At 56.4% G+C, this 23,300-nt stretch carries 20 protein-coding genes, 6 pseudogenes and 1 riboswitch; of the genes and pseudogenes, 16 read left to right on the plus strand and 10 right to left on the minus strand.

Annotation, left to right across the window (positions count from 1 at the left end):
• Nucleotides 1-218: 218 nt before the first annotated feature.
• A pseudogene (locus JCM15764_RS23940) lies at nucleotides 219-338 on the plus strand (EscU/YscU/HrcU family type III secretion system export apparatus switch protein); the annotation flags it as partial.
• 91 nt (nucleotides 339-429) lie between these two features.
• On the opposite strand, the gene JCM15764_RS14330 reads toward JCM15764_RS23940, so the two are convergent.
• The 4 genes and pseudogenes from JCM15764_RS14330 to JCM15764_RS14345 all read right to left on the minus strand — a co-directional run bounded on the left by JCM15764_RS14330 (nucleotide 430) and on the right by JCM15764_RS14345 (nucleotide 4,894).
• Nucleotides 430-1,041 (minus strand): acetate uptake transporter, encoded by a 612-nt coding sequence (locus JCM15764_RS14330; RefSeq protein WP_054696917.1) that lies wholly within the window; start codon nucleotides 1,039-1,041, stop codon nucleotides 430-432.
• A 58-nt stretch (nucleotides 1,042-1,099) separates the two neighbouring features.
• Nucleotides 1,100-2,692: pseudogene (gene scpC / locus JCM15764_RS14335) on the minus strand (succinyl-CoA:acetate CoA-transferase ScpC).
• 77 nt (nucleotides 2,693-2,769) lie between these two features.
• Nucleotides 2,770-4,083, minus strand: coding sequence for a citrate (Si)-synthase (locus JCM15764_RS14340; RefSeq protein ID WP_054696920.1), 1,314 nt, complete (start codon nucleotides 4,081-4,083; stop codon nucleotides 2,770-2,772).
• A 106-nt stretch (nucleotides 4,084-4,189) separates the two neighbouring features.
• A complete protein-coding gene (locus JCM15764_RS14345; RefSeq protein WP_054696923.1) occupies nucleotides 4,190-4,894 on the minus strand; it encodes a GntR family transcriptional regulator in 705 nt (234 codons plus the stop codon).
• Between the two features lie 281 nt (nucleotides 4,895-5,175).
• On the opposite strand from JCM15764_RS14345, the gene JCM15764_RS23945 reads away from it, so the two are divergent.
• From JCM15764_RS23945 to JCM15764_RS14375, 7 genes are read left to right on the plus strand one after another with little or no spacing between them, the layout of a single operon-like run.
• Nucleotides 5,176-5,334 carry an AfsA-related hotdog domain-containing protein gene (locus JCM15764_RS23945; protein WP_243689045.1) on the plus strand — a complete coding sequence of 53 codons (159 nt, stop codon included), beginning with the start codon at nucleotides 5,176-5,178 and terminating at the stop codon, nucleotides 5,332-5,334.
• A 14-nt stretch (nucleotides 5,335-5,348) separates the two neighbouring features.
• Nucleotides 5,349-5,717 (plus strand): AfsA-related hotdog domain-containing protein, encoded by a 369-nt coding sequence (locus JCM15764_RS14350; protein ID WP_243689053.1) that lies wholly within the window; start codon nucleotides 5,349-5,351, stop codon nucleotides 5,715-5,717.
• The gene (locus tag JCM15764_RS14355; RefSeq protein WP_054696938.1) at nucleotides 5,714-7,483 is read left to right on the plus strand and encodes a hypothetical protein; all 1,770 of its coding nucleotides are present in this window, start codon (nucleotides 5,714-5,716) and stop codon (nucleotides 7,481-7,483) included. The genes JCM15764_RS14350 and JCM15764_RS14355 overlap by 4 nt, the downstream gene beginning before the upstream one ends.
• Nucleotides 7,484-7,491: 8 nt before the next feature.
• A complete protein-coding gene (locus JCM15764_RS14360; protein ID WP_054696940.1) occupies nucleotides 7,492-7,965 on the plus strand; it encodes an NAD-dependent epimerase/dehydratase family protein in 474 nt (157 codons plus the stop codon).
• Nucleotides 7,935-8,417, plus strand: a complete 483-nt coding sequence (locus JCM15764_RS28575; RefSeq protein ID WP_369412340.1) for an NAD-dependent epimerase/dehydratase family protein — start codon at nucleotides 7,935-7,937, stop codon at nucleotides 8,415-8,417. Before JCM15764_RS14360 ends, JCM15764_RS28575 begins: the two co-directional genes overlap by 31 nt.
• Before the next feature lie 45 nt (nucleotides 8,418-8,462).
• Nucleotides 8,463-9,224 carry an MBL fold metallo-hydrolase gene (locus tag JCM15764_RS14370; RefSeq protein WP_054696944.1) on the plus strand — a complete coding sequence of 254 codons (762 nt, stop codon included), beginning with the start codon at nucleotides 8,463-8,465 and terminating at the stop codon, nucleotides 9,222-9,224.
• Nucleotides 9,221-9,934 carry an HAD family hydrolase gene (locus tag JCM15764_RS14375; RefSeq protein ID WP_054696946.1) on the plus strand — a complete coding sequence of 238 codons (714 nt, stop codon included), beginning with the start codon at nucleotides 9,221-9,223 and terminating at the stop codon, nucleotides 9,932-9,934. The genes JCM15764_RS14370 and JCM15764_RS14375 overlap by 4 nt, the downstream gene beginning before the upstream one ends.
• A 21-nt stretch (nucleotides 9,935-9,955) precedes the next feature.
• Here the strand turns inward: JCM15764_RS14375 and JCM15764_RS14380 are convergent, their stop codons facing one another.
• From JCM15764_RS14380 to JCM15764_RS14400, 5 genes and pseudogenes are all read right to left on the minus strand, one after another.
• On the minus strand, nucleotides 9,956-10,288 hold the full coding sequence (locus JCM15764_RS14380; RefSeq protein WP_279384469.1) for a helix-turn-helix transcriptional regulator: 333 nt from the start codon (nucleotides 10,286-10,288) through the stop codon (nucleotides 9,956-9,958).
• Nucleotides 10,228-10,584 carry a hypothetical protein gene (locus tag JCM15764_RS14385; RefSeq protein ID WP_054696954.1) on the minus strand — a complete coding sequence of 119 codons (357 nt, stop codon included), beginning with the start codon at nucleotides 10,582-10,584 and terminating at the stop codon, nucleotides 10,228-10,230. The genes JCM15764_RS14380 and JCM15764_RS14385 overlap by 61 nt, the downstream gene beginning before the upstream one ends.
• 561 nt (nucleotides 10,585-11,145) lie before the next feature.
• Nucleotides 11,146-13,707, minus strand: a pseudogene (locus JCM15764_RS28580) (glycosyltransferase family 1 protein).
• A 37-nt stretch (nucleotides 13,708-13,744) separates the two neighbouring features.
• Nucleotides 13,745-15,109, minus strand: a complete 1,365-nt coding sequence (locus JCM15764_RS14395; protein ID WP_054696956.1) for a sigma-54-dependent transcriptional regulator — start codon at nucleotides 15,107-15,109, stop codon at nucleotides 13,745-13,747.
• A 26-nt stretch (nucleotides 15,110-15,135) separates the two neighbouring features.
• Nucleotides 15,136-16,580, minus strand: a pseudogene (locus tag JCM15764_RS14400) (sensor histidine kinase).
• 190 nt (nucleotides 16,581-16,770) lie between these two features.
• Here JCM15764_RS14400 and JCM15764_RS14405 point away from each other — a divergent pair.
• On the plus strand, nucleotides 16,771-16,977 hold the full coding sequence (locus JCM15764_RS14405) for a hypothetical protein (RefSeq protein WP_012645631.1): 207 nt from the start codon (nucleotides 16,771-16,773) through the stop codon (nucleotides 16,975-16,977).
• Here JCM15764_RS14405 and JCM15764_RS14410 read toward each other — a convergent pair.
• Nucleotides 16,962-17,813, minus strand: a complete 852-nt coding sequence (locus tag JCM15764_RS14410) for an HDOD domain-containing protein (RefSeq protein WP_012645632.1) — start codon at nucleotides 17,811-17,813, stop codon at nucleotides 16,962-16,964. The genes JCM15764_RS14405 and JCM15764_RS14410 overlap by 16 nt on opposite strands.
• Before the next feature lie 172 nt (nucleotides 17,814-17,985).
• Between JCM15764_RS14410 and yihA the strand changes: the two genes are divergently transcribed.
• The 7 genes and pseudogenes from yihA to JCM15764_RS29995 all read left to right on the plus strand — a co-directional run bounded on the left by yihA (nucleotide 17,986) and on the right by JCM15764_RS29995 (nucleotide 23,294).
• A complete protein-coding gene (gene yihA, locus JCM15764_RS14415) occupies nucleotides 17,986-18,609 on the plus strand; it encodes a ribosome biogenesis GTP-binding protein YihA/YsxC (protein ID WP_054696959.1) in 624 nt (207 codons plus the stop codon).
• Between the two features lie 41 nt (nucleotides 18,610-18,650).
• Nucleotides 18,651-18,841, plus strand: a riboswitch (cobalamin riboswitch).
• A gap of 81 nt (nucleotides 18,842-18,922) precedes the next feature.
• Nucleotides 18,923-19,444: a bifunctional adenosylcobinamide kinase/adenosylcobinamide-phosphate guanylyltransferase gene (gene cobU / locus JCM15764_RS14425; protein ID WP_054696964.1), complete on the plus strand. Its 522-nt coding sequence runs from the start codon at nucleotides 18,923-18,925 to the stop codon at nucleotides 19,442-19,444.
• Between the two features lie 51 nt (nucleotides 19,445-19,495).
• Nucleotides 19,496-20,559: pseudogene (gene cobT, locus JCM15764_RS14430) on the plus strand (nicotinate-nucleotide--dimethylbenzimidazole phosphoribosyltransferase).
• Nucleotides 20,559-21,301 (plus strand): annotated as a pseudogene (gene cobS, locus JCM15764_RS14435) (adenosylcobinamide-GDP ribazoletransferase). The pseudogenes cobT and cobS overlap by 1 nt, the downstream one beginning before the upstream one ends.
• Nucleotides 21,298-21,900 carry an alpha-ribazole phosphatase gene (gene cobC / locus JCM15764_RS14440; protein ID WP_054696967.1) on the plus strand — a complete coding sequence of 201 codons (603 nt, stop codon included), beginning with the start codon at nucleotides 21,298-21,300 and terminating at the stop codon, nucleotides 21,898-21,900. The pseudogene cobS and the gene cobC overlap by 4 nt, the downstream one beginning before the upstream one ends.
• A 1-nt stretch (nucleotide 21,901) precedes the next feature.
• Entirely contained in the window at nucleotides 21,902-22,690 is a 789-nt protein-coding gene (locus JCM15764_RS29990; protein WP_439645302.1) for a cobyrinic acid a,c-diamide synthase CobB, read from the plus strand.
• Nucleotides 22,641-23,294, plus strand: coding sequence for a hypothetical protein (locus JCM15764_RS29995; RefSeq protein ID WP_439645303.1), 654 nt, complete (start codon nucleotides 22,641-22,643; stop codon nucleotides 23,292-23,294). Before JCM15764_RS29990 ends, JCM15764_RS29995 begins: the two co-directional genes overlap by 50 nt.
• Nucleotides 23,295-23,300 lie beyond the last annotated feature (6 nt).

Consider the following 23,300-nt stretch of genomic DNA (forward strand, 5'->3'; position numbering starts at 1 on the left):
GAAGATCCGCAAGGAACGAATGAAAGTCTGGCAGGAGACCTCACCGGAAGTATTCAAGCAATCGAGCCGATACTGAGTGGACAGTCAAGCGCAGATTGGTGGATAAGCAACAAGGACAAAGGGCTTGATGCAATCTGCAAGCAGCTGTTGGGGAAATTCAAATAATGGAGGGCAGTTGGTCAGGCCTTGAAGATTTGAAGATTCTCGATGGTATACCGCGCCCCCTGGCAAGGGAGCTTTTTGCCCAGGTGAAAGAGGGAGAAGAGATCCCCGAGGCACTCTATGCGGCGGTGGGGGAGATTCTTGCCTATGTGTACAAGCTGAAGGGGAAGGTGTGACCTCCGGCAGGCATTGCGTTGTAAAAGCCCTCTCGTCAAGGCACGGGAGGGCTTTTTTATGCGGCGGGGATAAAAGCGTGAATGTACCTTGCTACCCCGGGTCTCGGACCAACCCCAGGGGGGCGACCGTCCGACCATAGACCTCGTTGAGCACCTGGGCCAGTCCGGCATAGATGGCCGAGAATCCGCAGAAAATTCCTTCGTAACCGGCGATGGTCTTTATGGCTTGATTCCCGGTAAAATCACCCCCTGCCAGGAGGAAAAAGAGCACCACAAGTGAGCCGAACACCACCTGCAGCGCCTTGTTCATCTTGAAGGTGCCGATGAAGAGCGCTCCCGTGAAGATGCCCCACATGACCAGATAGGCGGTCATGGCCGAGTCGCCGGGTGCCTGGATATAACCGGTCTTGGGGAGCATGATGAGCGCCACCAGAGAGAGCCAGAACAGGCCGTAGGAGGTGAAGGCGGTGGCGCCGAAGGTATTGTTTTTCTTCCACTCCATGATGCCGACAATGATCTGGCCCAGGCCGCCGTAGAAGATCCCCATGCTGAGGATCATGGCGTCCAGGGGAAACATGCCGGCGTTGTGCAGGTTTAAAAGGACGGTGGTCATGCCGAAGCCCAGCAGCCCCAAGGGGGCCGGATTAGCCGTGGTGTCGTTGATGGCGAAGGCGGTGGCGGCATCGTGCGATTGTGTGGCCATATCTGTATTCTCCTTATCATGTAATTGTGCCAACTTTTCATGTCCGGCATTAGCCGGTTCAATTGCACAGATCTATCTTTATGTCCCAGTTCTTGATCTTCATGGTGCCGTGCTGGGCAAGGTTCAGCTGCATCTTGAAAGCTCGATCCCACAGCTGGGGCTCGTGTCCTACTTTCCGAGCGATACAGTCCCTGGTGGCGATCTCCAGGTAGGCGGCGAGGATCGGTTTGTAGTCGGGGTGGGCGCATTTTTCGATAATGCGGCGCGCTCGCTCTTTGGGAGCCAGTCCTCGCAGGTCGGCCAGACCCTGTTCGGTCACCACCACGTCCAGGTCGTGCTCAGTGTGGTCGATGTGGGAGCAGTGGGGCACGACGCAGGTGATACCGTTCGGGTCAACCTTGGAAGGACGGCTGGAAGGGGTGTGCATGATTTTCAGGTAGCCGTTGCGCAGGAAATCGCCCGAGCCTCCGATACCGTTGATCATCCGGGTGCCTCCCACCAGGTTGAGTTGGCGTGGGCATAGATGTCGATCTCCACCGGCGTGTTCATGGCGATGACCCCCAGCCGCCGGATCGGTTCCGGGGCATTGGAGATGGAGAGGGGGCGGATGAGGATCTTGCCGGCATATTTGTCCATGTTGGCGAAAAACCGTGGGAAGCCCTCGTCCTTGGAGAGGGAGAGGGAGCAGGAAGAGGCGCAGTCAAGCTTGCCCGAATCGATCAGGTCGAGCATGGTGTCCTGGAGTACTTCGGTGTAGACACTCAGGTCGCTGAACGGTCCTTTAGCCAGGCCGCCGATGACCGCGTTGGCGATGGAACCGACCCCGGACTGGAGGGGCAGAAGATTTTTCGGCAGGCGCCCCGCCTTCACTTCATGGGAGAAGAAATCGATAATATGGTTGGCGATTGCTTCGGAGGTTTCGTCCTGTTCGGAAAAGGCCCGGCCGTTGTCCCGGTGCCGGGATTCTACCACGGCAATGATCTTTGCCGGATCGCAGGGGACAGCGCCGGTACCGATCCGTGAATCGGCCTGGTGATGTTCAGCACTTGCCTATGGGGGGGATTGTCACAGATAATGGTGTCGTGCATCCCTTCGAAGGATGGTTGTCCCACATTGACCTCGACGATGACCCGGTCGCAGATCATGAGGATCTCCGGGATTACCCCGCCCGACGAAGTTGGCACCAGCCCCCCGTCTTCGGTGATGGCCGAAACCTCGATGATGGCCAGGTCCAGCTTGCCGCTTTCAGTGTCCTTGGTGTAGAACCCGTAACCCAGGTCCTGGGCGAAGAGGGAGAGGTGCTTGTCTCCCATGCGGATGCGCCCTTCATTGATACCGGCGGCGATGTTTTTGCCGGTCTGGTAGGGCCAGCGCCGGTCGATCATGTCCAGTTCAGCCCACCGGTCTTCCGTTTCCGCGCCTACCGATGCGCCGGTGAAAATGTTGAAGCGCAGTTTTCCCTGCAGGTTGTTCCTTTCCACATGGTCCGCCAGGGCAATGGGCACTGCCTTGGGATATCCGGCCGGAGTGAAACCCGACCAGCCAGGTTCATGCCGTTTTTAAAGAAGGGAATAGTTTCTTCCGGTCCCATTACTTTCTTCAACAATGCTTTGCAGCGTACCCGCTCTTCCAGAGTGCCATATTCAGACATGGTGATCTCTCCTGTTCTATTTTAATGTTTACATAAAAGTGCTGAAAAAAATCGTCTTGTGCCGGCAATCCTGGCGGTTACCGCCCACCCTTGACGGCCCATTCTTCGAGCATGGCCGTGGTGACCGATTTCGGTCGTTCGATGGCGTAGCCCAGCCCCCGGTCCCAGGTGATATTTGCCATGCATCCCAGTGCCCGGCCGACGCCGAACAGCACCGTGTAAAAGTCCCACTCCTTTACGCCGTAATGCCACTGAATGACCCCCGATTGGGCGTCCACGTTGGGCCAGGGGTTCTTGGTCTTGCCATGTTCGGTGAGCACCCCGGGCGCCACTTCGAAGATCATGGAAACGAGCTTGAAGAGAGGGTCGTTTGGCAGATGCTTTTGGCAGAATTCGCGCTGGGAGGTATAGCGGGGGTCGGTCTTGCGCAGAACTGCATGCCCGTAGCCGGGAATCACCTGGCCGGAATTGAGGGTGTCCCACAACGCCTTGGTAATGAGCTCTTTGGTTGGTTCCTGGTCCTTGCAGTACTTCTCCTGGAATTTGATGGTCCAGTCCAGCACCTCCTGGTTGGCGCGGCCGTGGAGTGGTCCGGCAAGGCCGTTCAGCCCGGCCGCATAGGCGTAATACGGGTCGGAGAGGGCCGAATGGACCAGGTGGGTGGTGTGGGCTGAGACATTGCCCGACTCGTGGTCGGAGTGGAGGATGAAGTACATGCGGGCCACATCCTGATATGCCTTGCCCTGGCCGATCATGTGGGCGAAGTTGGCCCCCATGTCCAGGTTGGGGTCAATGGCGATCTGCCGGTCTTCCCGGTACTTCAGATTGTATATGAATGCCGCAATAACCGGGATCCGGGCGACAATGTCGCAGGCATCCTCGTAGACCGTTTCCCAGGCGGTCAGTTTGCTGAATTTACCCGCGTTGTAAAGGGATGCGAACTTGGAATCCCGCTGCATGGCGGTGATGCCGATGGAAAGCATCGCCATGGGATGGCTGTCCCTGGGCAGGGTGCGAATGGTGTCGAAAACGTATGATGGGACATTCTGGCGGCGTTTCCACTCGGTCAAAACCTCTTCCATATCCGCCTGCGTGGGGATGTCCCCCGTCAACAGGAAGTACCAGAACGCCTCCACGGTCGGATAGTCGGAACCGGCCGCTTTGGGGAGGCAGGCGAACGTTTCCGGAATGGTCTTGCCGCGAAAACGGATCCCCTCCTGGGGGTCCAGGTAGGAAATGTCGGTTACCAGCGAGCGGATGTCACGGGCGCCGCCGATGCACTGTTCGATGGTGACCTCGTCGATCTTGACCTTGCCATATTCCTTGACCAGCTTTGTCGTGCGCGGGCGGAATGCCTCGATCTTCTGTCTGAGTGTTTCTTTTAAAGCCATGGTGTCACTCTCCTTTTAAGATGAATGCAATGGTGCGTGTGCAGCGGTGAAACAGCAATCGACTCCTCCTTTCCATGTATCTGTGGCGCTGGCAGGATCCAGCATATCAGCCGTTCCTTCCCACCTGCTCTGTGGCATTGCGATGCCGTTCTTCGACGCTGAGGCGTGCGGTCCGTATGTGGCGGCGCATGAGCAGGTCTGCAAGTTCCCCATCCCGTTCCTCCAGGGCATCAACGATACGATGATGCTCTTTTAAGGCCAGATAAGGGCGAGGGCTGGCAGCGCTGAACTGGTACCGGTACATGCGGATCAGCTGATAGAGCCCCCCATCCAGGATGGCTAGCAGCTTCTTGTTGCGGCTTCCCTGCAATATCCGGTAATGGAAATCAAGCTCCCCCTCCTGCTGGTAATAGGAAAGCCCCTCATCCTCGGCAATGCTCTTTTCATGTTCGCGGAGCAGGTTCCTCAGCCCGGCGATCTCTTCGTCGGTCATGTTCTGGGCGGCCAGGGCGCAGCCTAGCCCCCCCAGTGCCTCACGGACCTGGTAGGTTTCAATCAGTTCCTCGTAGGAGAGGGATATGACACGCGCCCCATGGTTGGGTGAGCGAAGGATGAGATGCCGTTCCTCCAGGCGGCTCAACGCCTCCCGCAGAGTGCCGCGGCTGATGCCGTAGTTCCTGGCCAGTTCGGGTTCTGAAATCTTGCTGCCGGCAGGAATATCACCCTTGATGATGGCATCCTGCAGCAGTTCAAAGACCCGGTCGGTCAAGGGGGCAGCCCCTTGGGTCGTATCGTTGGGGAGAGAAGGCAAGTGTCGACACCTTTCGTAGCGAAGAAAGCTTTTAAAGAGATTATATCGTGAAAATTTTAATTTCAAGAAAAAAGTGTCGACATTTTTATTTATAGTAAAAATTTAGGATGTAAATAAAAAAACGCACGAATCCAAGATCCTTCGAAATTCTTGCAGAAAATTAATCACACGGGACACAAGGCGGTTTCCACCAAAAGAATGGCGGTTAAATACAAGAATTTATAATAATCTTAATTTAATATCACCCGACGGTAGGCAGAAGGTTTATTTGGAGGTATGGCATGGCGGTGAACAAAGCGGAATTGCAGAAGGAATTTGTTGACGACTTCATAAGAAAAATCGACAGGCGGTTCGTACACAAGGCAAAGGACGAAAACGTGGTAATCAGCGATATCTGTCGGCGGGAAGACCTGGGCCCCATATCTACCAGTGTTTTCTGACCTATGACGACCAGCTGCCCTTCTTTTTCGAACACTATCTGGACCATGTACCGGGACTTCTCGTCATCGAGGCCGCACGGCAGATGGGTACGGCGACGGTGCATAAATTCTACGACGTGGATTTCGACACGATCTTCATTCTGGATGTGGTCAACTGCAGTTTTACCAATTTTCTCGAATGTCAGGAACCGGTGGTCATCCAGATGGCCATAATCGCACCAGACGGCCCGCACAGGGTGCGGAAAGCATTCGGCTCCGTCGTCACCATCTTCCAGCATAACGAAAGCAAAGGGACCATCGAGTTCAATTGCACCTGCATTCCGAAAAAACTCTTCGCGCGGATGAGACGGACGGCGGCGGCATGCACAGGAGGGGGACAATGAGACTGAAAGCACTGATTGCTTGCTTCGGTATCCTCTGGTCGTGTTCCCTGTCCCATGCCTTCGACCATGGCAGCCTCTACGGCGATTTTGTTGCCGTCGATGCCAAGGATGGGAAAATCGATGGTTCGGCCGACCTGCTCACCACCGCCCTGTGCGGCAAGTGTCATAACGATAAGATCAGCGAGGTGATGTCCACGGTCCACTATACCTTCCGTTCGGAAAACAAGATGATCGACTTCCCCGGCGGTGGGATGCACGGCCATTACGATAGGAGCAGCGGCCTGACCGGCGGCAATACGGTGGTCAATTACTATTTCGATAGCGAGCGGGGCTGTGGCCGGTGCCATGTGGGGAAATACCTTCCCGGTACCATGGGAGAAATCGATCTGCTCACCGGGTTGCCCACGGCGAACATGGAAAAGGTCCGGAACGGGATCGACTGTCTGATTTGCCACGCGACCACCTACAGCGGGAGAGACAAGCTGGTGGAGGAGATCAATGCCGACGGTACGAAGGCTAAGTACTGGCACCAGGATCGGACCTGGAGTGCGGTATCGAGCATCGGCAGGACGAACACTGCCGCCTGCTTGCGCTGCCACAGCGAGGCAGCATCCCCCAATGAACGGGGAACCCCCTTCGCCACATGGAACGACGTGCACATTGCCTCTGCTGCCTTTTCCGGCAACGCCTGCACCAGGTGTCACAATGTGGGCAAGCATAAAATGGTGCGGGGCAACAACATTGCCGAGATATTCGCTTCGGATTACCCGGTAGGGTCGGCAGAAAACGAGCTGAAATGCGAGAAATGCCATTCGGCAAAGCCCCATGATAAGGAAACCCTCAATGGGCATGTGAGCAGGGTGGCCTGCCAGACGTGTCACATTCCCTGGACCTCCGGGGCCACCTATTCCCGCTGGGAGCTGGATGGGACCCAGACGGAATTTGCCCGGGGGGGAATCTTCTCCGCCGAGAACAGTAAGCCCTATACGACAGCGGGGATGAGTGAACGGGAAGTTTGGGAGACCTACAAAATTCGGCCACGGTACCTGTGGTTCAACGGGAAAGCAAGTTACCTCGCCCAGCCTATCGGCAGCAAAGGGGTGGACGGCAGCAGGATATGGCCGTTCAAGCCGCTTTCGTCTGGTCTTCCCGTTGATACGAGCGGTCTGCGCATGGCGGATATTCTCGATGACGCTACCCTGCAATTGGGAATGGTAAAGACCGGTTCCATGGTGCCCGGTGATGCCCCCGGGGCTACGGCGGTCGCGGGAATGGGAACCCTCGCCAATCGTACTGCCGATTCGAGCCTGAGCTGGAAACTTCAGCAGGAGATGATGAGTGCGCCGCTGCTCCTGAACCTGGATCTGGACCTGCTGCGTATGGGCTCCATGACACCGGCCATCGACTCGGCCATGACGAAGACCTACAATTCCCTCAATTTCCTCGGAAAATTATTCGGCGCGGCAACTGATGCCCCCGTTCTTTCCGTCTTCAACGGTAACTACCGGAGCGACCGCTTTGTCGTGACAACGCTGCCCACCGGCCAGAATATGCAGGCCTACAATGCCAATTATCCCAGCGGCTCGTTCCTTACCCTGACACATGGTGTCAGGCCGTCGGGCGAAGCGCTCAAATGCTATGACTGTCATAGCACCAGGGGTATCATGGCAGGCAACCGTTTCAAGGTCTTCGATCGTCTGGATGGGAGCATGAGCCCCGTCTATCGTGAAGTCAACAACTTCGACATCTTGGGAATTCGGCCATAGGGGGGCGCATGAAGATCTTTGTGACCGGCGCGACCGGTTTAGTTGGTAAGCGTCTTGTGGATACATTGTCGGAACAGCAGCACGAGGTCGTCTGCCTGGTGCGGGATCCTTCCCGGTCTCCACTGGACAGGAACAAGGTCACCGTGGCATGCGGCGATCTTCTGGATATGGGAAGCTACCGAAGGTGCCTCAGGGGCATCGACCTGGTGTACAATTGCGCGGCCCTCACCGGCTTTTGGGGCATAAAATGGCAGGAATATTACAGCAACAACGTTGAAGCCACCATGAACCTGCTGAAGGCCTGTTCCGAAGCTGACGTGCCGAATGTGGTCCACGCCAGCACCACCCTGCTCCACGGCGCGTGCGACGATGCCGTTCCGAGAAAGGAGACGGACCCTCCGGGCAGGTCCCTGCGGGGTACGAGAAATCCAAGCTGGCAGCGGAGTCGGCCGTGGCCGAGTTTGGGCGGCAGAGCGGCATGAATGCCAAGATTGTGCGCCTGACGTCGGTATACTGCGCCGGAGGGCGTCTGATCCCTTCCCTGGTGGAGGGGTTGCTGCAGAACAAATTGAAGCAGATCGGTTCGGGGAGCAACATGAAGCACATCACCCATGTGGATGATTGTGTGGAGGGCATGATGCTGGCAGCGACAAAAGGGACTCCCGGTGCTATCTACAATATCGGCGCCAAGGAAGTTCCCACCATGGGGGAGATTATGGAGCAGGTATCTTCGGCCATCGGCAGGGGCGCCCCGTGCAATTCCCCCAGGGGTTGCCCGGCTCGCTGCAGCAGGAATGGAGGCCTTCGCCCTGGTCAGCGGCAAGCCTCCGCTACTCACCCGCTATACGGTCGATTATCTTGCCAAGAACCACATTTACGATACTTCCCGCGCCGCCAGAGAGCTGGGATTCGTAGCGAAAATAGGCTATCGTGAAGGGATCGCCCAATCCGTGCGGCAATATTTGCAGCACCGGCAGGCATGACCCCGGATCGTCTCTCCATCACGTTCATTGGCCACTCCACGGTCTTGCTGCAGAGCCGTGGGGTGGCCATTGCCACCGATCCCAATTATGATGCGGCGTTCGGTCCTTTCGTCCCGAGACGGGAGGCGCCGGGAATCAACATCGCCGATCTTCCCCGGTTGGCGATGGTATTGATCAGCCATGACCATTTCGATCACCTGTCCAGACCGACCTTGCGGGCGCTGCCCGGGGGATACCGGCTGGTGATCCCGAAAGGAACCCGGCACCTTTTCCAGGGGCTGAATAAAGGGGCTCAGCACGAGCTGGCGCACGGTCAGGCATACCAGGACTGGCAGGTAAAGGTGACGGCCCTGCCCGCAGTGCATGTTTCAAAGCGGCTGCTTTTGGGCAGGAGCAGGCCGGCAAACAATTACCTCATCGAACTGCACGGCAAGACGATTTTTTTCGCGGGGGATACGGGCTATGGCCCCCAGTTTCGTGAAATCGGCGCCGCTTGGGATATTGACGCGGCTCTGCTGCCGGTTGGACTGGCAACGCCGGATTTCCTCTTCGGCAAGACCCATTTGAACCCGGAAAAGGCGCTCCGGGCATTTATGGATCTGCGCGCCCGCATCATGATCCCCATCCATTACGGAACCTTTCGCACGGTTCTGGAAAAGCCGGACTACCCGTTGTCCGAGCTGAGAAAGCAGATTACCCGGTATGACCTGGGAGATAAGGTGAAAATAATGCGACCAGGAGAAAGCATCCATTTATGACGAAAGGAAGCGGCAACCACATCGGAGCGTTCTTCGACGTGGACAAGACAATCATCGACTACAATACCATGAGCGGCTATTACTGGTATTTCCACCGGAACCGGTACAACGGTGAGCCCCCCCTGAAAAGGGCAGTTGCCGGATTGGCCGATATGGTGCGTGCAACCGGCACCTATCTTACCCTCCTCATGTGTGCCATGAAAAAAGACGACCGGATGACGGTGAACAGACGGTACTATGCTTCCCTGAGTGGGGTCGACGTCGGCCTTTACGGTAGCCTGATCGACGAATGGTATGGGACGTGCGGCATTCTGGAGAAGATATACAGCCAGATCCATGCGGTGATCGGTGTGCACCAGCGACAGGGACACCGGGTGGTCCTGGTGACCGGGTCCCATCTCCCCCTGATCGAACCCTTGGGAAAGACGCTGCAGGTCGACAGGATTCTGGCCACGGAGGTTGAGGTAATAGGCAATGTCTTTACGGGGAAAATCAGGAATGAAACGCCCATGGTCGGCGAGGGGAAGGCGCAGGCCATACGGCAGTTCGCGCGCCAAAACGGCATAGACCTTTCAGCGAGCTACGCCTATTCGGATCATATATCCGACCTGAAAATGCTGGAAACGGTGGGCAACCCCTGTGCGGTCATCGGTGACATGAAGCTTGACGCGTATGCCCGGAAGAGGTCATGGCAGATCATTACCACCTGATGGGCTCCACCTGCCGCAGGGCTACGCTCCTACAGGCAAACCCATGTCCGTTCCCTTGCGATACTTGGAAGGGTTGGTGCCGCTGTATCGCTTGAATTCCTTCGAGAAATGGGAATAATCGGAAAAGCCGGTCAGGTAGCCGATTTCCGTCAGGGAAAGCCGACTGTTGAGGAGATAGTTCTCCGCCATCTTGATGCGGGCATCGTTGAGCAGCTTTCTGAAGGATCTGCCCTCGTCGCGTAATTTCCGCTGCAGGCTTCTCTCGGACATGTTCAGGGACTGGGCAACGTTTTTCAGCGTCCACTTGTGATTAAGTCTTGCTTGATAATTGCTTCGACACTGTCGCCGAGGCATTCCCTCTGGACGATCTTCGATTTCTGCAGGAGGAAGTCGTCAAGCCCGGAGATCCTTTCGGGAGGGGAAAAAGATTCCCACCGGAATTTCCATTGACTTGCCGGTGCCGAGATGGCTCCCTTGAGGGCCTTACCATCCAGGTAGCTGAAAATTTCCGGGTTTCCCACCCTATGCCAGGCATAGGAAAGATTCCGGCACCCTATCAATCCCAACAGTGTTTTCAGTACGCCGCAAGCAAAAAAATCCTCCGCGGCAGAGATGGGCTGTGGCAGCGCAGTGACATGGCTGACCGTCACACTGTCTGTTTCCGTCGCATCCAGCCTGATTCTCTTTGCCGAGTGGATGTAGCTGTAATAATGCTCCAGTTTATTAACCAGGGTCTGGGGGGAATCGGAGTTCAGCAGAAAATAAAATAAAGGGAAATCGCAGGACGAGCCGCTGTTGTCGCCGATATTGAGAATCGGCTCCGCACCGCATTCGGAAAGCAGGTCGTCCAGGAGGGCGACCTTTTTTTCTGCAGGAATTATCTGGATATCTCCCCGATTGATCTGCTCGATAAGCGGCGCGCTTGCCCATGGTTTTGGGGGCCAGGTGTGACACTCCGTTTAGAATCAGTTTGACGATGCCGACATGAACAAATTGTTGCATTGAGTACCCGCTTCGGATTGCTGTTTCATGGTGATTCCCAGGGTGTTGTCGACGAGAAAAAGCCCATTAAGCCCGGCACATTACCGTTAAATACCTGCAATGTCAAGAACATAGGCAATTCAAGGCCCTGAGGGGGCAATGACTGACGTGGAAGCGGGAGACGGCGGAACAGGAGACCGGCATGCTTCTCATTGTTTCCGGGGGCAGGGTTATCCCCACACGAGCAGGCTTGGCTCGTAAATCGGCCCCAACACTGGGTGTTTCGGCATGACCCGGAGCATGAAGCCGTGCCGGCCGCAGAACCGGCAATCCAGTTGGCCGCTGAAGTAGTGGGCGCCTGCACCGTCGGGCTCCGAGGGGGCAAGGGGTACCAGCTCGCCGCCGATGATGGAGCCGCGGGAATCGAGGACGCCGAAATAGGCATCGACCGCCAGCTGATCCAGGGGAATCTCGTCGACGAAAATCTTCGCCCGCAGCGGAATGTTGCTCCCGGCCAGGATATCCTGGCTCATCTCCGCCTCCACCTGTTCGATGCGCACATGGTGCCAGAGACGGTGCATCTTTTCCTTCCACCTTGCCAGGTCCTTGGCCAGGGCCGAGTCCTGTTCATTCAATTTCTGCCACTGCTCGAAGGCGGTAAAGTAGAAGGTTTCCGAGTACTGCTGCACCATCCGATCGGTGCTGAAGGCCGGGCAGAGCGACTGCAGCGATGCTTCATGCAGGCGATCCAGCCACGGGGAATGCCGTCGCTGCCCCGATCGTAAAAGAGAGGCACGATCTCTTTCTCCAGCAGATCGTAGATGGCCCTGCTTTCCACCTCGTTCTGGTATTCAAGGTCGTCGTAGACCTCTCCCTTGCCGATGGCCCAGCCGTTGTTGCCCCGGTATCCTTCACACCACCAGCCATCGAGAACGCTCATGTTGAGGCCGCCGTTGAAGGCAACCTTCATGCCGCTGGTGCCGCTTGCCTCCAGGGGACGCAACGGGGTATTCAGCCAGACATCCACCCCCTGTACCAGGTGGCGGGCCACCGACATGTCATAATCCTCCAGAAAGACGATGCGGTGGCGGAAGCGCTCCTGATGGGAAAGCTGAACGATCTGCCGGATGAGTTCCTTCCCCTGGTGATCGGCCGGGTGCGCCTTGCCGGCAAAGACGATCTGTACCGGCTTCGCCTGTTCATTGACGATGCGGGCCAGTCTCTCCACGTCGTGGAGGAGCAGAGTTCCCCTCTTATAGGTGGCGAAGCGGCGGGCAAAACCGATAGTGAGGATGTCCGGGTCGAGGACCTCGTCGGCGACGGCGATTTCCTTGGCGGTGGCGCCCACCTGGCAGAGCTGTTCCTTGAGTCTTTTGCGGGCGTAATCCACCAGATGCTCCCGACCATGTTTATGGGTACGCCAGAGCTCGCCGTCGGGTATGCGCGAAACACGGCGCCAGACCGAGGCGTCGGTGGGGTCTTCCAACCAGCGGGTGCCCAGATAACGGATCAGCAGCCGGGCCATCTCCCGGGAAAGCCATGTTTTGTTATGGACGCCGTTGGTGATGGAGGTAAGCGGCAGATGTTCTTCGGGGAGATCCGGCCAGACGTTTTTCCACATTTTCCGCGAGACTTCGCCATGGAGTTGGCTGACGCCGTTGGCGTGACCGGTGAGTTTCAGGGCCAGAACTGCCATACAGAACATTTCGTGGGGATTGCGGGCGTTTTGCGTCCGAGGGAGAGAAACTCTTCCCTGGACAGGCCCAGGCCACGGTAGTAGCGTCCCAGGTATTTATCGATCAGGTCGGCGGGAAAGTGGTCGATTCCGGCTTCCACCGGGGTGTGGGTGGTGAAGACAGTGCCGGCCTTTACCGCTTCACTGGCCTCGCTGAATTTGAGGCGGCGTTCCTCCATGAGCAGGCGGGTCCGCTCCAGGGAGAGAAAGGCGGCATGGCCTTCATTCATGTGGCAGACATGTGGTTCTATCCCCAGAAGGTGCAGTGCCCTGACGCCGCCGATGGAGAGCAGAATCTCCTGCCTGATGCGCATTTCCTGGTCGCCGCCGTAGAGACGGGTGGTGATGTTCCGGTCATCCGGGGAATTTTCCTCCAGGTTGGTATCAAGGAGGTAAAGGGGGATGCGCCCCACCTGAGCCCTCCAGATCTGGATCTTTACCCGGTTGCCCGCCAGGTCCAGCTCAAGCAGGAGCGGTGTGCCGTCGGCCTTGCGTTCAAGGTGCAGGGGCAGGTTGTAGAAATCGTTTTCCGGGTAGTATTCCTGCTGCCATCCCTCGATGTTCAGGTACTGGCGGAAGTAGCCCTGGCGGTAGAGGAGCCCGACCCCCACCAGGGGAAGCCCCAGATCGCTGGCGGACTTGAGGTGGTCGCCGGCGAGAATGCCCAGTCCTCCCGAATAGATGGGAAGGGATTCGTGGAGGCCGAATTCCATGGAAAAATAGGCGACCCTGAAACCGTCATCCTCCCGGTGCAGCTTGCTGTACCAGGTTTTCGCCGCCAGGTATTCCTTGAGTTTGTCCTCCACCATGGCCAGATGGGAAATGAAGCCTTCGTCGGCTTCAGCACTTCCAGGGTCGTCTGCTGTAGGATGCCCAACATCTCCACCGGATTGTGACGGGTTTCCCGCCACAGTTCAGGATCGAGTCGGGTGAAAAGCTCGATGGCATCGGGTTCCCAGCACCACCACAGGTTATAGGCGATGCGCTGGAGTCCGGCCAGTTCCTTTGGTAACGAGGGGGTAACAGTAAAACGGTGAAGGATTTTGCTGAAATTCATGGTGGTTACTCCTTCAAAGCCCTTTTTCAACAACCTGTCAGGATCTTTCGATGCCAAACTTCTCCAGGCGGTACTGGAGTGTCTTATAGCTCATTCCCAGAAGCGGCGCCGCCTTGCTGATGATGCCGTCGGCCCGTTCCATGGCCTTGATGATCAGATCTCGCTCCAGTTCCTCGATGGAAATCCCCTGTGGCGGAAATTCAAAGGGAAGTTTGGTAATATTGGCCATCTCTTCGTGGACTTCGGCAGGCAGGTCCTCCGGCAGGATCTGGTCCGATTCCGCCATGAGCACCCCCCTCTCGATAACCGATTCAAGCTGCCTGACGTTTCCCGGCCAGCTGTAATTCATGAGTATCTTCAGGGCCGGCTTCGATATGCCATTCAAGGCAATGCCGGAAGCGGCGCTGTACTTCTCGAGGAAGAAATCTGCCAGGGTGGCGATATCGTTACCCCGCTCCCGGAGCGGCGGCAGTGTCACCCGAATGACGTTCAGACGGTAGAACAGGTCTTCCCGGAAGGTCCCCTTCTTGATCTCCACTTCCAGATCCCGGTTGGTGGCCGAAATGATACGGACATCGATGGGAATATTGACTTTTCCTCCCACCCGCCGGATCTCCTTTTCCTGGATGGCGCGCAGGAGCTTTGCCTGCATGGCCACATTCATCTCGCCGATTTCGTCGAGAAATATGGTGCCCCCTTGGGAAGCCTCCAACAGACCGATTTCACGGCTGGCAGCGCCGGTAAAGGAGCCTTTTTCATGGCCGAAAAGTTCGCTTTCAATGAGGGTGTCGGGAATGGCGGCGCAGTTGATGGCAAAAAATGGTTTATCCCGGCGTGGGCTGCCATCGTGAACGGCCTTGGCCACCAGCTCCTTACCGGTTCCTGATTCGCCATAGATAAGGACGGTGGAACTGGTGGGAGCGATTTTGCCGATGATGCGGGCCACTTCCTTTATTTTCGGATGCTCCCCGATCATGTTGGAGATGGCCATGGTTTCCTTCAGCTTTCTGTGAAGCACGGCGTTTTCGTGGAGAAGACCGATATGTTCGAAGGCCCGCTTGACGGTCAGAAGCAGGTCCTCGCGTTCCAGCGGCTTTTCCAGGTAATCGAATGCTCCCTTCTTCATCGCTTCCACGGCAGAGTCGATGGTGCCGTGGGCGGTCATCATGACCACGCACTGTCGATTGTTATCTGTAAGCAGAGTTTCCATGAGTTCCATGCCCGACATCCCTTGCATCTTCAGGTCGGTAAGAATAAGGTCGAATTCCTTGTCGGCAAGCTTTGCCAGCGCTTCCCTTGCACCTGGCACCGCTGCAGTTGCATATCCCTGCTTTTGCAGGATGGCGGTAAGAATATCTCGCTGTCCCTTTTCGTCGTCTACTATCAAAATGCTACCCGACATATGTTCTCCTGAAAAGAGCCCGACTCTTAAATTTGTTCATAGCCCGCAGTCTGGTTTTTTTTCACCGGCAGGACCATGGTAAAGGTGGTGCCGCTGCCCACGGTGCTTTTCACCCTGAGTTCGCCGCCGTGTTCCCTGACGATTCTTTCGGTAATGGCGAGCCCCAGGCCTATCCCCGCTTCCTTGGTGGTGAAATAGGCTGAAATATCTTGCCGATGTCACCGACGGCGATGCCTGCCCCTTGGTCGGCAAAGGTGAGGATGAACCGCTTTTCCTCTGGGGCAAATGCTGCTCCAATGGTGATGGTGCCCCCTTCGGGCATGGCTTGGGCTGCATTGGTGATGAAATTGAAAAGGCAGTTGCGCATCAGTTCGGCATCCACCTGCATGGCGGGCAGGTCTGCTGGGATATCCATCGCCACCCGGATACGCTGTTCGTCAAGTTTGTCCTGCAGCAGAGGCAGCGCCTTGCCGATCAAATCGGCATAACGTACCTCGCTGATGCGCAGTTTCAGCGGCCGGCCGTAATTCATGAAATTCAGGACCATGTAATTGGCTTTGCGCACCTCTTCCTTGATGTTGTCGGTGATCGCCTCCAGCTCTTTGCTTCGCTCCGGGCAGGTGGGGAGCAGTTCGCTTTTCAGGTGGTCGATGGCAAGGCTGATATAGTTGAGGGGATTTCTGATTTCGTGGGCGATGCCTGAGGCCAGCTGTCCTACCTTGGAGAGATGCTCCGCTTCGTAGAGACGTTTTTCCAGGTTTTCCCGTTCCCGCAATTTTTCCACCATTTCATTGAAACTTTTGGCCAGTTCGCCGATCTCATCCTTGCTTTCCACGGGAAAGGTCACCGACAGGTCCCCCGCAGATACCTTTTTTACCCCGGCTGCCAGCCGGTTGATGGGGGTTGTATACCTTCTGGCCAGAAAAAAGGTGAGGAGGATGCCGAAGGCAAAAACCATGCAGGTGGCAACCAGACGGCGGATGAAGTTGGCGTGCTGGATGTCGCGGATATTGTCCAGGAGCAGGTTGATCTGTACATATCCCAGTTGCTCATCACCGACAATGACCGGGACTACCAGGTCATAGGGGCGAAGGGACGGTGAAACGCCGGTGATCTTCCCTTTGTGGGAGGCCTTAAGGCCTTTCTCCAGTTTTTTTATTTCGCGCTTTTTGCCGACCTTTTCCGGATCGGAGGAGTTGATAATCTCCCCTTCGTTGCTGATGATGTTTATTTCGTTGATGCCCTTGTTTCTGGCCTGTTGAAAGTAGTCCTTGAGGCGGGAGGATTCGCTCTCTTCCTCCGAAGTGAGATCCTCGACACTGATCTGGATGGCTTTGGATACTTCGGTGGAGCTTTCCTGCATCTCTTGCACCAGATCGTTCTGGCTGAACTGATTCATGATGAAGAGAATCAGGGTGGCGATGACGAGAAGGGTGAGCATCATTGCCACCAGCTTGGTATTGAGTTTCATCATAGTGCCTTCTGTCTATGCGGTCCGTGCAGGCGGTTGGGTTAAATCGGTAAATTATACATCAGGGCATAGTGGTAAACAAGGAGTATGTCCCATGGGAAAAGTCCATAACAGGTTAAAAAGGTAAAGAATCTACGGCTTGAAACCGATATGGAGAATCAAAGGATTATTTGCTGCAGGGAGGTGTTTCATGGAATACAGCGTGGGGAAAATACCGGCAGCGTACAGCATTGATGCCGACAAACACGGGCCGGGGCGGGAGCGCAAAAAGGGGCATCTTGTTCAAAAAGTCGAGGCACATGACAGCATTTCCATATCCGATGAAGCAAGGCAGCGTAGTGCGGACGAGGAAGGTGCAGAGGAGGCGTCCGGCGAAAGTGATCAGGTTACGAAATAGCTTTTGTCCTTTTCAAACGCTTCGGTAAAGAGGTTCAGCAGCATGTCGATGCGTGTCTCATCGAGATTGAGCATGGATGCCGGGGTGGATGCTGCCAGATCAAGGGATTCCTGGGGTTCCCGTTCACCTATTCCAAGCTTGAGACAAAACATGTCGGCGAGGGCGATAACCGCTGTCAGGTTTATCTGATAGATATCGTTAGGATCATCGAACTGCAGCTTATGGTGCTGAAGAATGGCGTTGGTCATGGCCAGGGGGAAATTCCACTTCTTCACAACGTAGGCGCCGACTTCATCGTGGCAGAAGGGGAAGATGCTGGCTTCAGCGTCTTCAAAAGTGAGCCCTTCATTATAGCAGCGTTGCATCACCTGCTGGAATTTATCCTTGTCCAGGGAGTTCATGATGATCTTGCCGATATCGTGGAAAAGGCCGCCGAGAAAGGCCTCTTCCTCGTTGGCGGCCCTGGTGCTGCTGGCAATGATGCGTGCTGCCAGTCCGGCGGCAAAGGAATGCTCCCAGAGCATCTTTTCCGTCAGTCCGAAAGGTTTGTAGACCTGCTTTACGGAAGCGGCGACCACCAGGCTCTTCAAGGTGTTGAAGCCGAGAATTACTATGGCCGTCGACAAGGTCTGTATCTGCCGTTGGCACCCATAAAAGGAGGAGTTGGAAATCTTGATCACCCTGGCGGCAACGGCGGGATCGGAGGCAACTACCCTTGCCAGTTCTTCGGCGGTAGTAGTCTCGCTTTCCATCAGCTGCATGACTTTGGTGGCTACAACCGGGATGGTCGGCAGATCTCCTGCGGTCATGATGGCAGTTTCAAGCTCTTTATTCATGGCTCACTCCAGGATTAAACGTTAACTTTGCTGTCCTGGGTGTACTTTTCGGCACCAGTTGCCAATACTTTACCTCTTCAGCTTTTATTTTGACAAAGCCTCCCCTTTTACGTAACTTGTTAGCCGCAAAAAGTAGGAAAAACGCTCCCATCGAAAAAGAACAGGTGGTTCTGTGCTGATCAAATATGTTGAATTCATCAAGAGTGCCACGAGGGCTGCCCATTATCCACCAGGGGACCTGCCGGAGATAGCCTTCGCCGGCCGCTCCAACGTGGGCAAATCTTCTCTGATCAATGTCCTGGTCAACAGGAAGAGTCTGGTCCGCACCAGCTCAACGCCGGGGCGAACCCAGCTTATCAACTTCTTCGACGTCAACGGTCAGTTTACCCTGGTGGATTTGCCCGGTTACGGCTTCGCCAAGGTGCCGCTGGCAGTGAAAAAACAGTGGGGACCGATGATGGAGAACTATCTGGCGAAAAGGGCCAATCTCCGTGGTGTCATCCTTATCCTGGATATCAGGAGGACCCCCGTTGCCGAGGACATCCAGATGCTTCACTGGCTGCAGGCATACTCCATCAAACCGATACTGGTCATCACCAAGTGCGACAAGGTTTCCAAAAACGAAAGGGGAAAACAGTCGCGGATAATTGCCCAGACCCTGGGGGTGACGCCGGAAGAGCTGAATTTCTTTTCGGCACTGAACAGGGAGGGGAAGGACCTGATCTGGCGGAAGATCGAAGAGGTATTGCCTGCGGAGACGGCGGACGCCGCCGGGGAAGCCTCCAAAGCGACATAATGTTTGACTTTGTGGCAGCGCTCTGCTAAAAAATAGCCTCAAAATTGAATAGTTAACTTGGTGCGCCGGTATCGGTAGATACGGCGTTAAAAGGGAAGGAGGTGCGATTCCTCCACTGTCCCGCAACTGTGAACGGTGATGAAAGCCGCTTGATGCCACTGAGATATTCGGGAAGGCGCGGCAAGTAAAGTGACCCGTAAGTCAGGAAACCTGCCAGGTTGACCGCTGAAAAAGGATCCTCCGCAGGAGAGGAGCCGAAGCCCTTTGTCATACCACGGTTTCGACCCCGCCTCCCAGGAGACGGGGTTTTTTCATGTCCAGAATCGTACTTGTCACCGGAGGTGCCAGAAGCGGCAAGAGTAGCCTTGCCGAAGGAATGGCCCTTGCCTACGGCGATCCCCTCGGCTATGTGGCCACCGGTAGGGCCGGCGACGGCGAGATGGCGGAACGGATTGCACGTCACCGACAAAGACGCGGCTCCATGTGGCAGACGATGGAGGAGCCGCTGCTTCTCAAAGAGGTAATCATCGGCCACGACGGTTATTTCAGGGCCATATTGGTCGACTGTATCACCCTCTGGCTGAGCAACCTGCTCTTTGCCCACAACGATAGGGGGCGGGTGCTGAACGAGGTCAGTGAACTGGCGGACGTCATGCCCAATCTTGCAACCCCGCTTGTCCTTGTCACCAACGAGGTAGGGGCGGGGATCGTCCCGGAGAACGCCCTTGCCAGAACCTTTCGTGACTTGGCAGGAGAAGCCAACCAGATCCTGGCGTCTGCGGCAGACGAGGTCCACGTGGCCATGTGCGGTTTGTCACTCAAGCTGAAGGGCTGACAGCTCCGTTCAAACAATGAACAAATTAAATGCAATGTGGAGGAGATAATCATGAGTTTGATCGATGATACCCTGGAGCAGATCCAGGCGGTGGACCCAGCCCTGCTGGCGGAGGCCCAGGTAGTACTGGACAACAAGACCAAGCCTCCGGGGTCTCTGGGGCGGCTGGAAGAATTTGCCAGACGTTATGTGGCCATAATCGCCGATTCGGAGAATCCCGATTTGGAACTGCTGGGGACGAAGGTTGTTTATACTTTTGCCGCCGACCACGGTGTCGTTGAAGAGGGGATCTCGCTATATCCCAAAGAGGTGACCCAACAGATGGTGCTCAACTTTCTCAATGGCGGGGCAGGTGTCAATGTCCTTGCCCGCCATGTGGGGGCTGAGGTGCGGGTGGTTGATATCGGTGTCGATTACTATTTCGGCATGGTGCCTGGACTGGTGGTGCGCAAGGTGGCAAGGGGCACAGCCAACCTGGCTCAAGGTCCGGCCATGACCAGGGAACAAGCGGTGGCGGCCCTGGAAGTGGGGATTGAACTGGCAGCGCAGGCCAAGAAGACCGGTGTGACCATGCTCGGCACCGGCGAGATGGGGATCGGCAACACCACGCCGTCGTCGGCCATTATTGCAGCCATTTCGGGGAAGACGGTAAGGGAGGTGACCCACCGGGGCACCGGCATCAACGATGCTGCCCTGGAGAACAAGATCCGCGTCATCGAGCAGGGGCTGGCGGTGAACAAGCCCGACCCGAAGGACCCTATCGATGTGCTGGCCAAGGTGGGGGGCTTGGAGATAGCCGGCATTGCCGGGCTCATTCTGGGCGCCGCCGCCAATCGCATTCCGGTCGTGGTCGACGGATTCATCTCCACTGCCGGAGCGCTCATCGCAAGCGAACTCAACCCCCATGTCAAAGACTACATGTTCGCCGCCCATGAGTCGGTGGAGATCGGCCACAGTTTTATGCTGCAACACATCGGACTGAAGCCGATCCTTGACCTGCAGCTGAGGCTGGGAGAAGGGACCGGCGCCGCGCTGGCCATGGGGCTGATCGAAGCGGGGTGAAGATATACAAGGAAATGGCCACCTTTGCCGAGGCCGGGGTAGCTTCAGAATAATGCTGCGGCTTTATTTCGTTGCACTGCAGTTTCTGGCCATCATCCCCATCCCCTTTTCCTTCCGTTGCAGGGAGGAAGACCTGGGGCGGTCCATGTCCTTTTTTCCTCTCGTGGGCCTTACCCTGGGGTTTTTGCTGGCCGGCTGCGACTATCTCTTTGCCTTGGCACTGCCACGACCGGTTGCCGATCTTCTTTTGGTGGCCATCCTGGCATTGGTGACCGGTGCCCTGCATCTGGACGGTCTGGCGGATGTCTGCGACGGCTTGGCGGCGAGAGGGGGACGGGAACGGTTTCTGGCGGTGATGAAGGATTCACGGGTCGCGCCGTTGGGGTAGTGGGCCTGGTGCTGGCGCTGCTTCTGAAATACCAGGCACTTTCTGCCGTTACCACCGACAAATGGGAGACACTGCTGTTTTTCCCCATGGTGGCGCGCTTCAGCCAGGTGCAGCTCACGGTTGGCTCGAAAAGAGCCAGGCAGGATGGACTCGGCTCACTGTTCATCGGTGGGGCAGGCTCCATGCAGGTTGCGGTTGCGGCGTTTTTCACCGTTGTTACCGGCTGGCTGTTGCTGGGGCTGCCGGGCATCGGCTGTGCTGCAGTATGCTCTCTTTTTACCTGGCTGGCCAAAGCCTGGTTTCACCGAAAGCTTGGCGGCATTACCGGCGATGCCATTGGCTGTGTCAGCGAACTCAATGAAATCCTGTGTCTGATGACACTTGTTGCCCTGGGAGGAAGATTTTGACAGGAAGGACACGTATATACCTGATCCGGCACGGAGAGGTGGAAGGTGCCGACACCCGCCGTTACAACGGCCACGCCGATGTGGGATTGTCTGAGTTCGGTATTGCCCAGTATCAGTCGCTCAAGGAACGCTTCGATGGTGTGCAGATCTCGGCCTGCTACTGCAGCGATCTGACCCGCTGCGTCATTGGGGCGGAGATGCTCGGTACACACTTGGGGGTGACGCCGGTAAAGAACAGCAATCTGCGGGAGCTGAATATCGGCATCTGGGAGCGGATGACCTGGACCGAGCTGATGGAGAAATATCCGGTGGAATGGCAGGCGCGCCTGGACGATATTGTCAATTATCGGGTGCCCCAGGGGGAGAGCCTCCAGGACATGAATGACCGGGTGATGCCGGTAATAAAAGATATCGTGCAGCGCCATCAGGGGGAGGATGTACTGGTGGTGGCCCACGGCGGTGTCAACAGGGTGATCCTCCTCAATGCCATCGGGACACCGCTATCTTCACTTTTCAATATCGAGCAGAGCTACTGCGGTTTCAATATCATCGATTATTATGCCGACGGCAAGGCTGTCGTCAAGCTCGTCAATGGATAACATGAAATCGATCATCATTGCTGCGCCCCAAAGCGGCTCGGGCAAAACCACCATTACCCTCGGCATCATGGCATGCCTTCGGCGAAGGGGTCTGCAGATTGCCCCCTTCAAGGTCGGCCCCGATTTCATCGATCCGGGCTATCACCGGCTGGTGGCCGGCCGGCCTTCCATCAACCTGGATGGCTGGATGTGCGGGGCCGATTTTGTCCGCGAAACTTTTACCAGCCATGGGTCAGGAGCTGATATGGCCGTAATCGAGGGGGTGATGGGGCTCTTCGACGGCATCGGTGAAAACGGCGACGAGGGAAGTACGGCTCAGATCGCCCGGTTGACCGGCTCGCCGATTGTCCTGGTGGTGGACGCCGGTCGCATGGCCGGAAGCGCAGCCGCTCTGGTGAAGGGATTTGCCGAATTCGACCCCCAGGTGAATCTGGCGGCGGTCATCTTCAACAATGTGGCCGGTGACAACCATGGCCTCCTGCTGAGAAAGTCAATGGCCGCGGCCCTGCCGAGGGTCAGGGTCCTCGGTTGTATTGGCCGCGACGAAAGGCTGCATATCCCTTCCCGCCATTTGGGGCTCTTGACGGCAGAGGAAAACCCTTTGCTCCCGGCTTTCTCCAGCATTTGGTGGAGACCGTGGAACGCTGCCTGGATGTGGATTTTCTTTGCCACCTTTCCTGCACCCATTCATATGATATTGGGAGGCCAGGCAATGCAATGGAAGATCAAGGCACCGGAACATGGTCCCCATTGCCGTTGCCAGGGACGAAGCCTTCTGCTTTGTTTATGAAGACAACCTGCGGCTTCTGCGGGAGGCCGGCTGCGAAATAGTCGAGTTTTCCCCCCTGCGGGACCGTGCCCTTCCCGCCGGCATCGGCGGCATCTATTTGCCGGGGGGGTACCCGGAAATCTTTGCCGAGAGCCTCGCGGCAAATGCGCCCATGAAAGAGGCGATCCGCGCAGCGGTCGAAAAGGACATGCCGGTTTATGCCGAATGCGGCGGCTTTATCTATCTGACCAGAGGGGTCATGGATACCAACACCGAAGCCGGATCGATCCATGATTTTGTCGGCATCTATCCCGTGACCACCCGCATGCTGCCTCGCCGCAAAGCCCTTGGCTACCGCGAGATCATCACCCGGCAGGATTCCATACTGGGCAAGAAGGGACTTTCGGCCAGGGGACACGAATTCCACTATTCAGAGATGGCTGAACTGCCTGAAAGCACAGATCGCCTCTATCGGGTGCGAAAGCAGGAAACAGAGCTGGGAGCGGAAGGCTACCGCTATAAAAACTGCCTCGCCTCATACATCCATCTGCATTTCGGTAGCTGTCCGGAACTGGCGGCGGCATTTGCGGATAATTGCAGAAAATTCAATGGGAGTTGTTCCTGACCCAAC

Origin of the sequence: Geotalea toluenoxydans JCM 15764 (assembly GCF_001311985.1) — a bacterium.
GTDB lineage: Bacteria > Desulfobacterota > Desulfuromonadia > Geobacterales > Geobacteraceae > Geotalea > Geotalea toluenoxydans.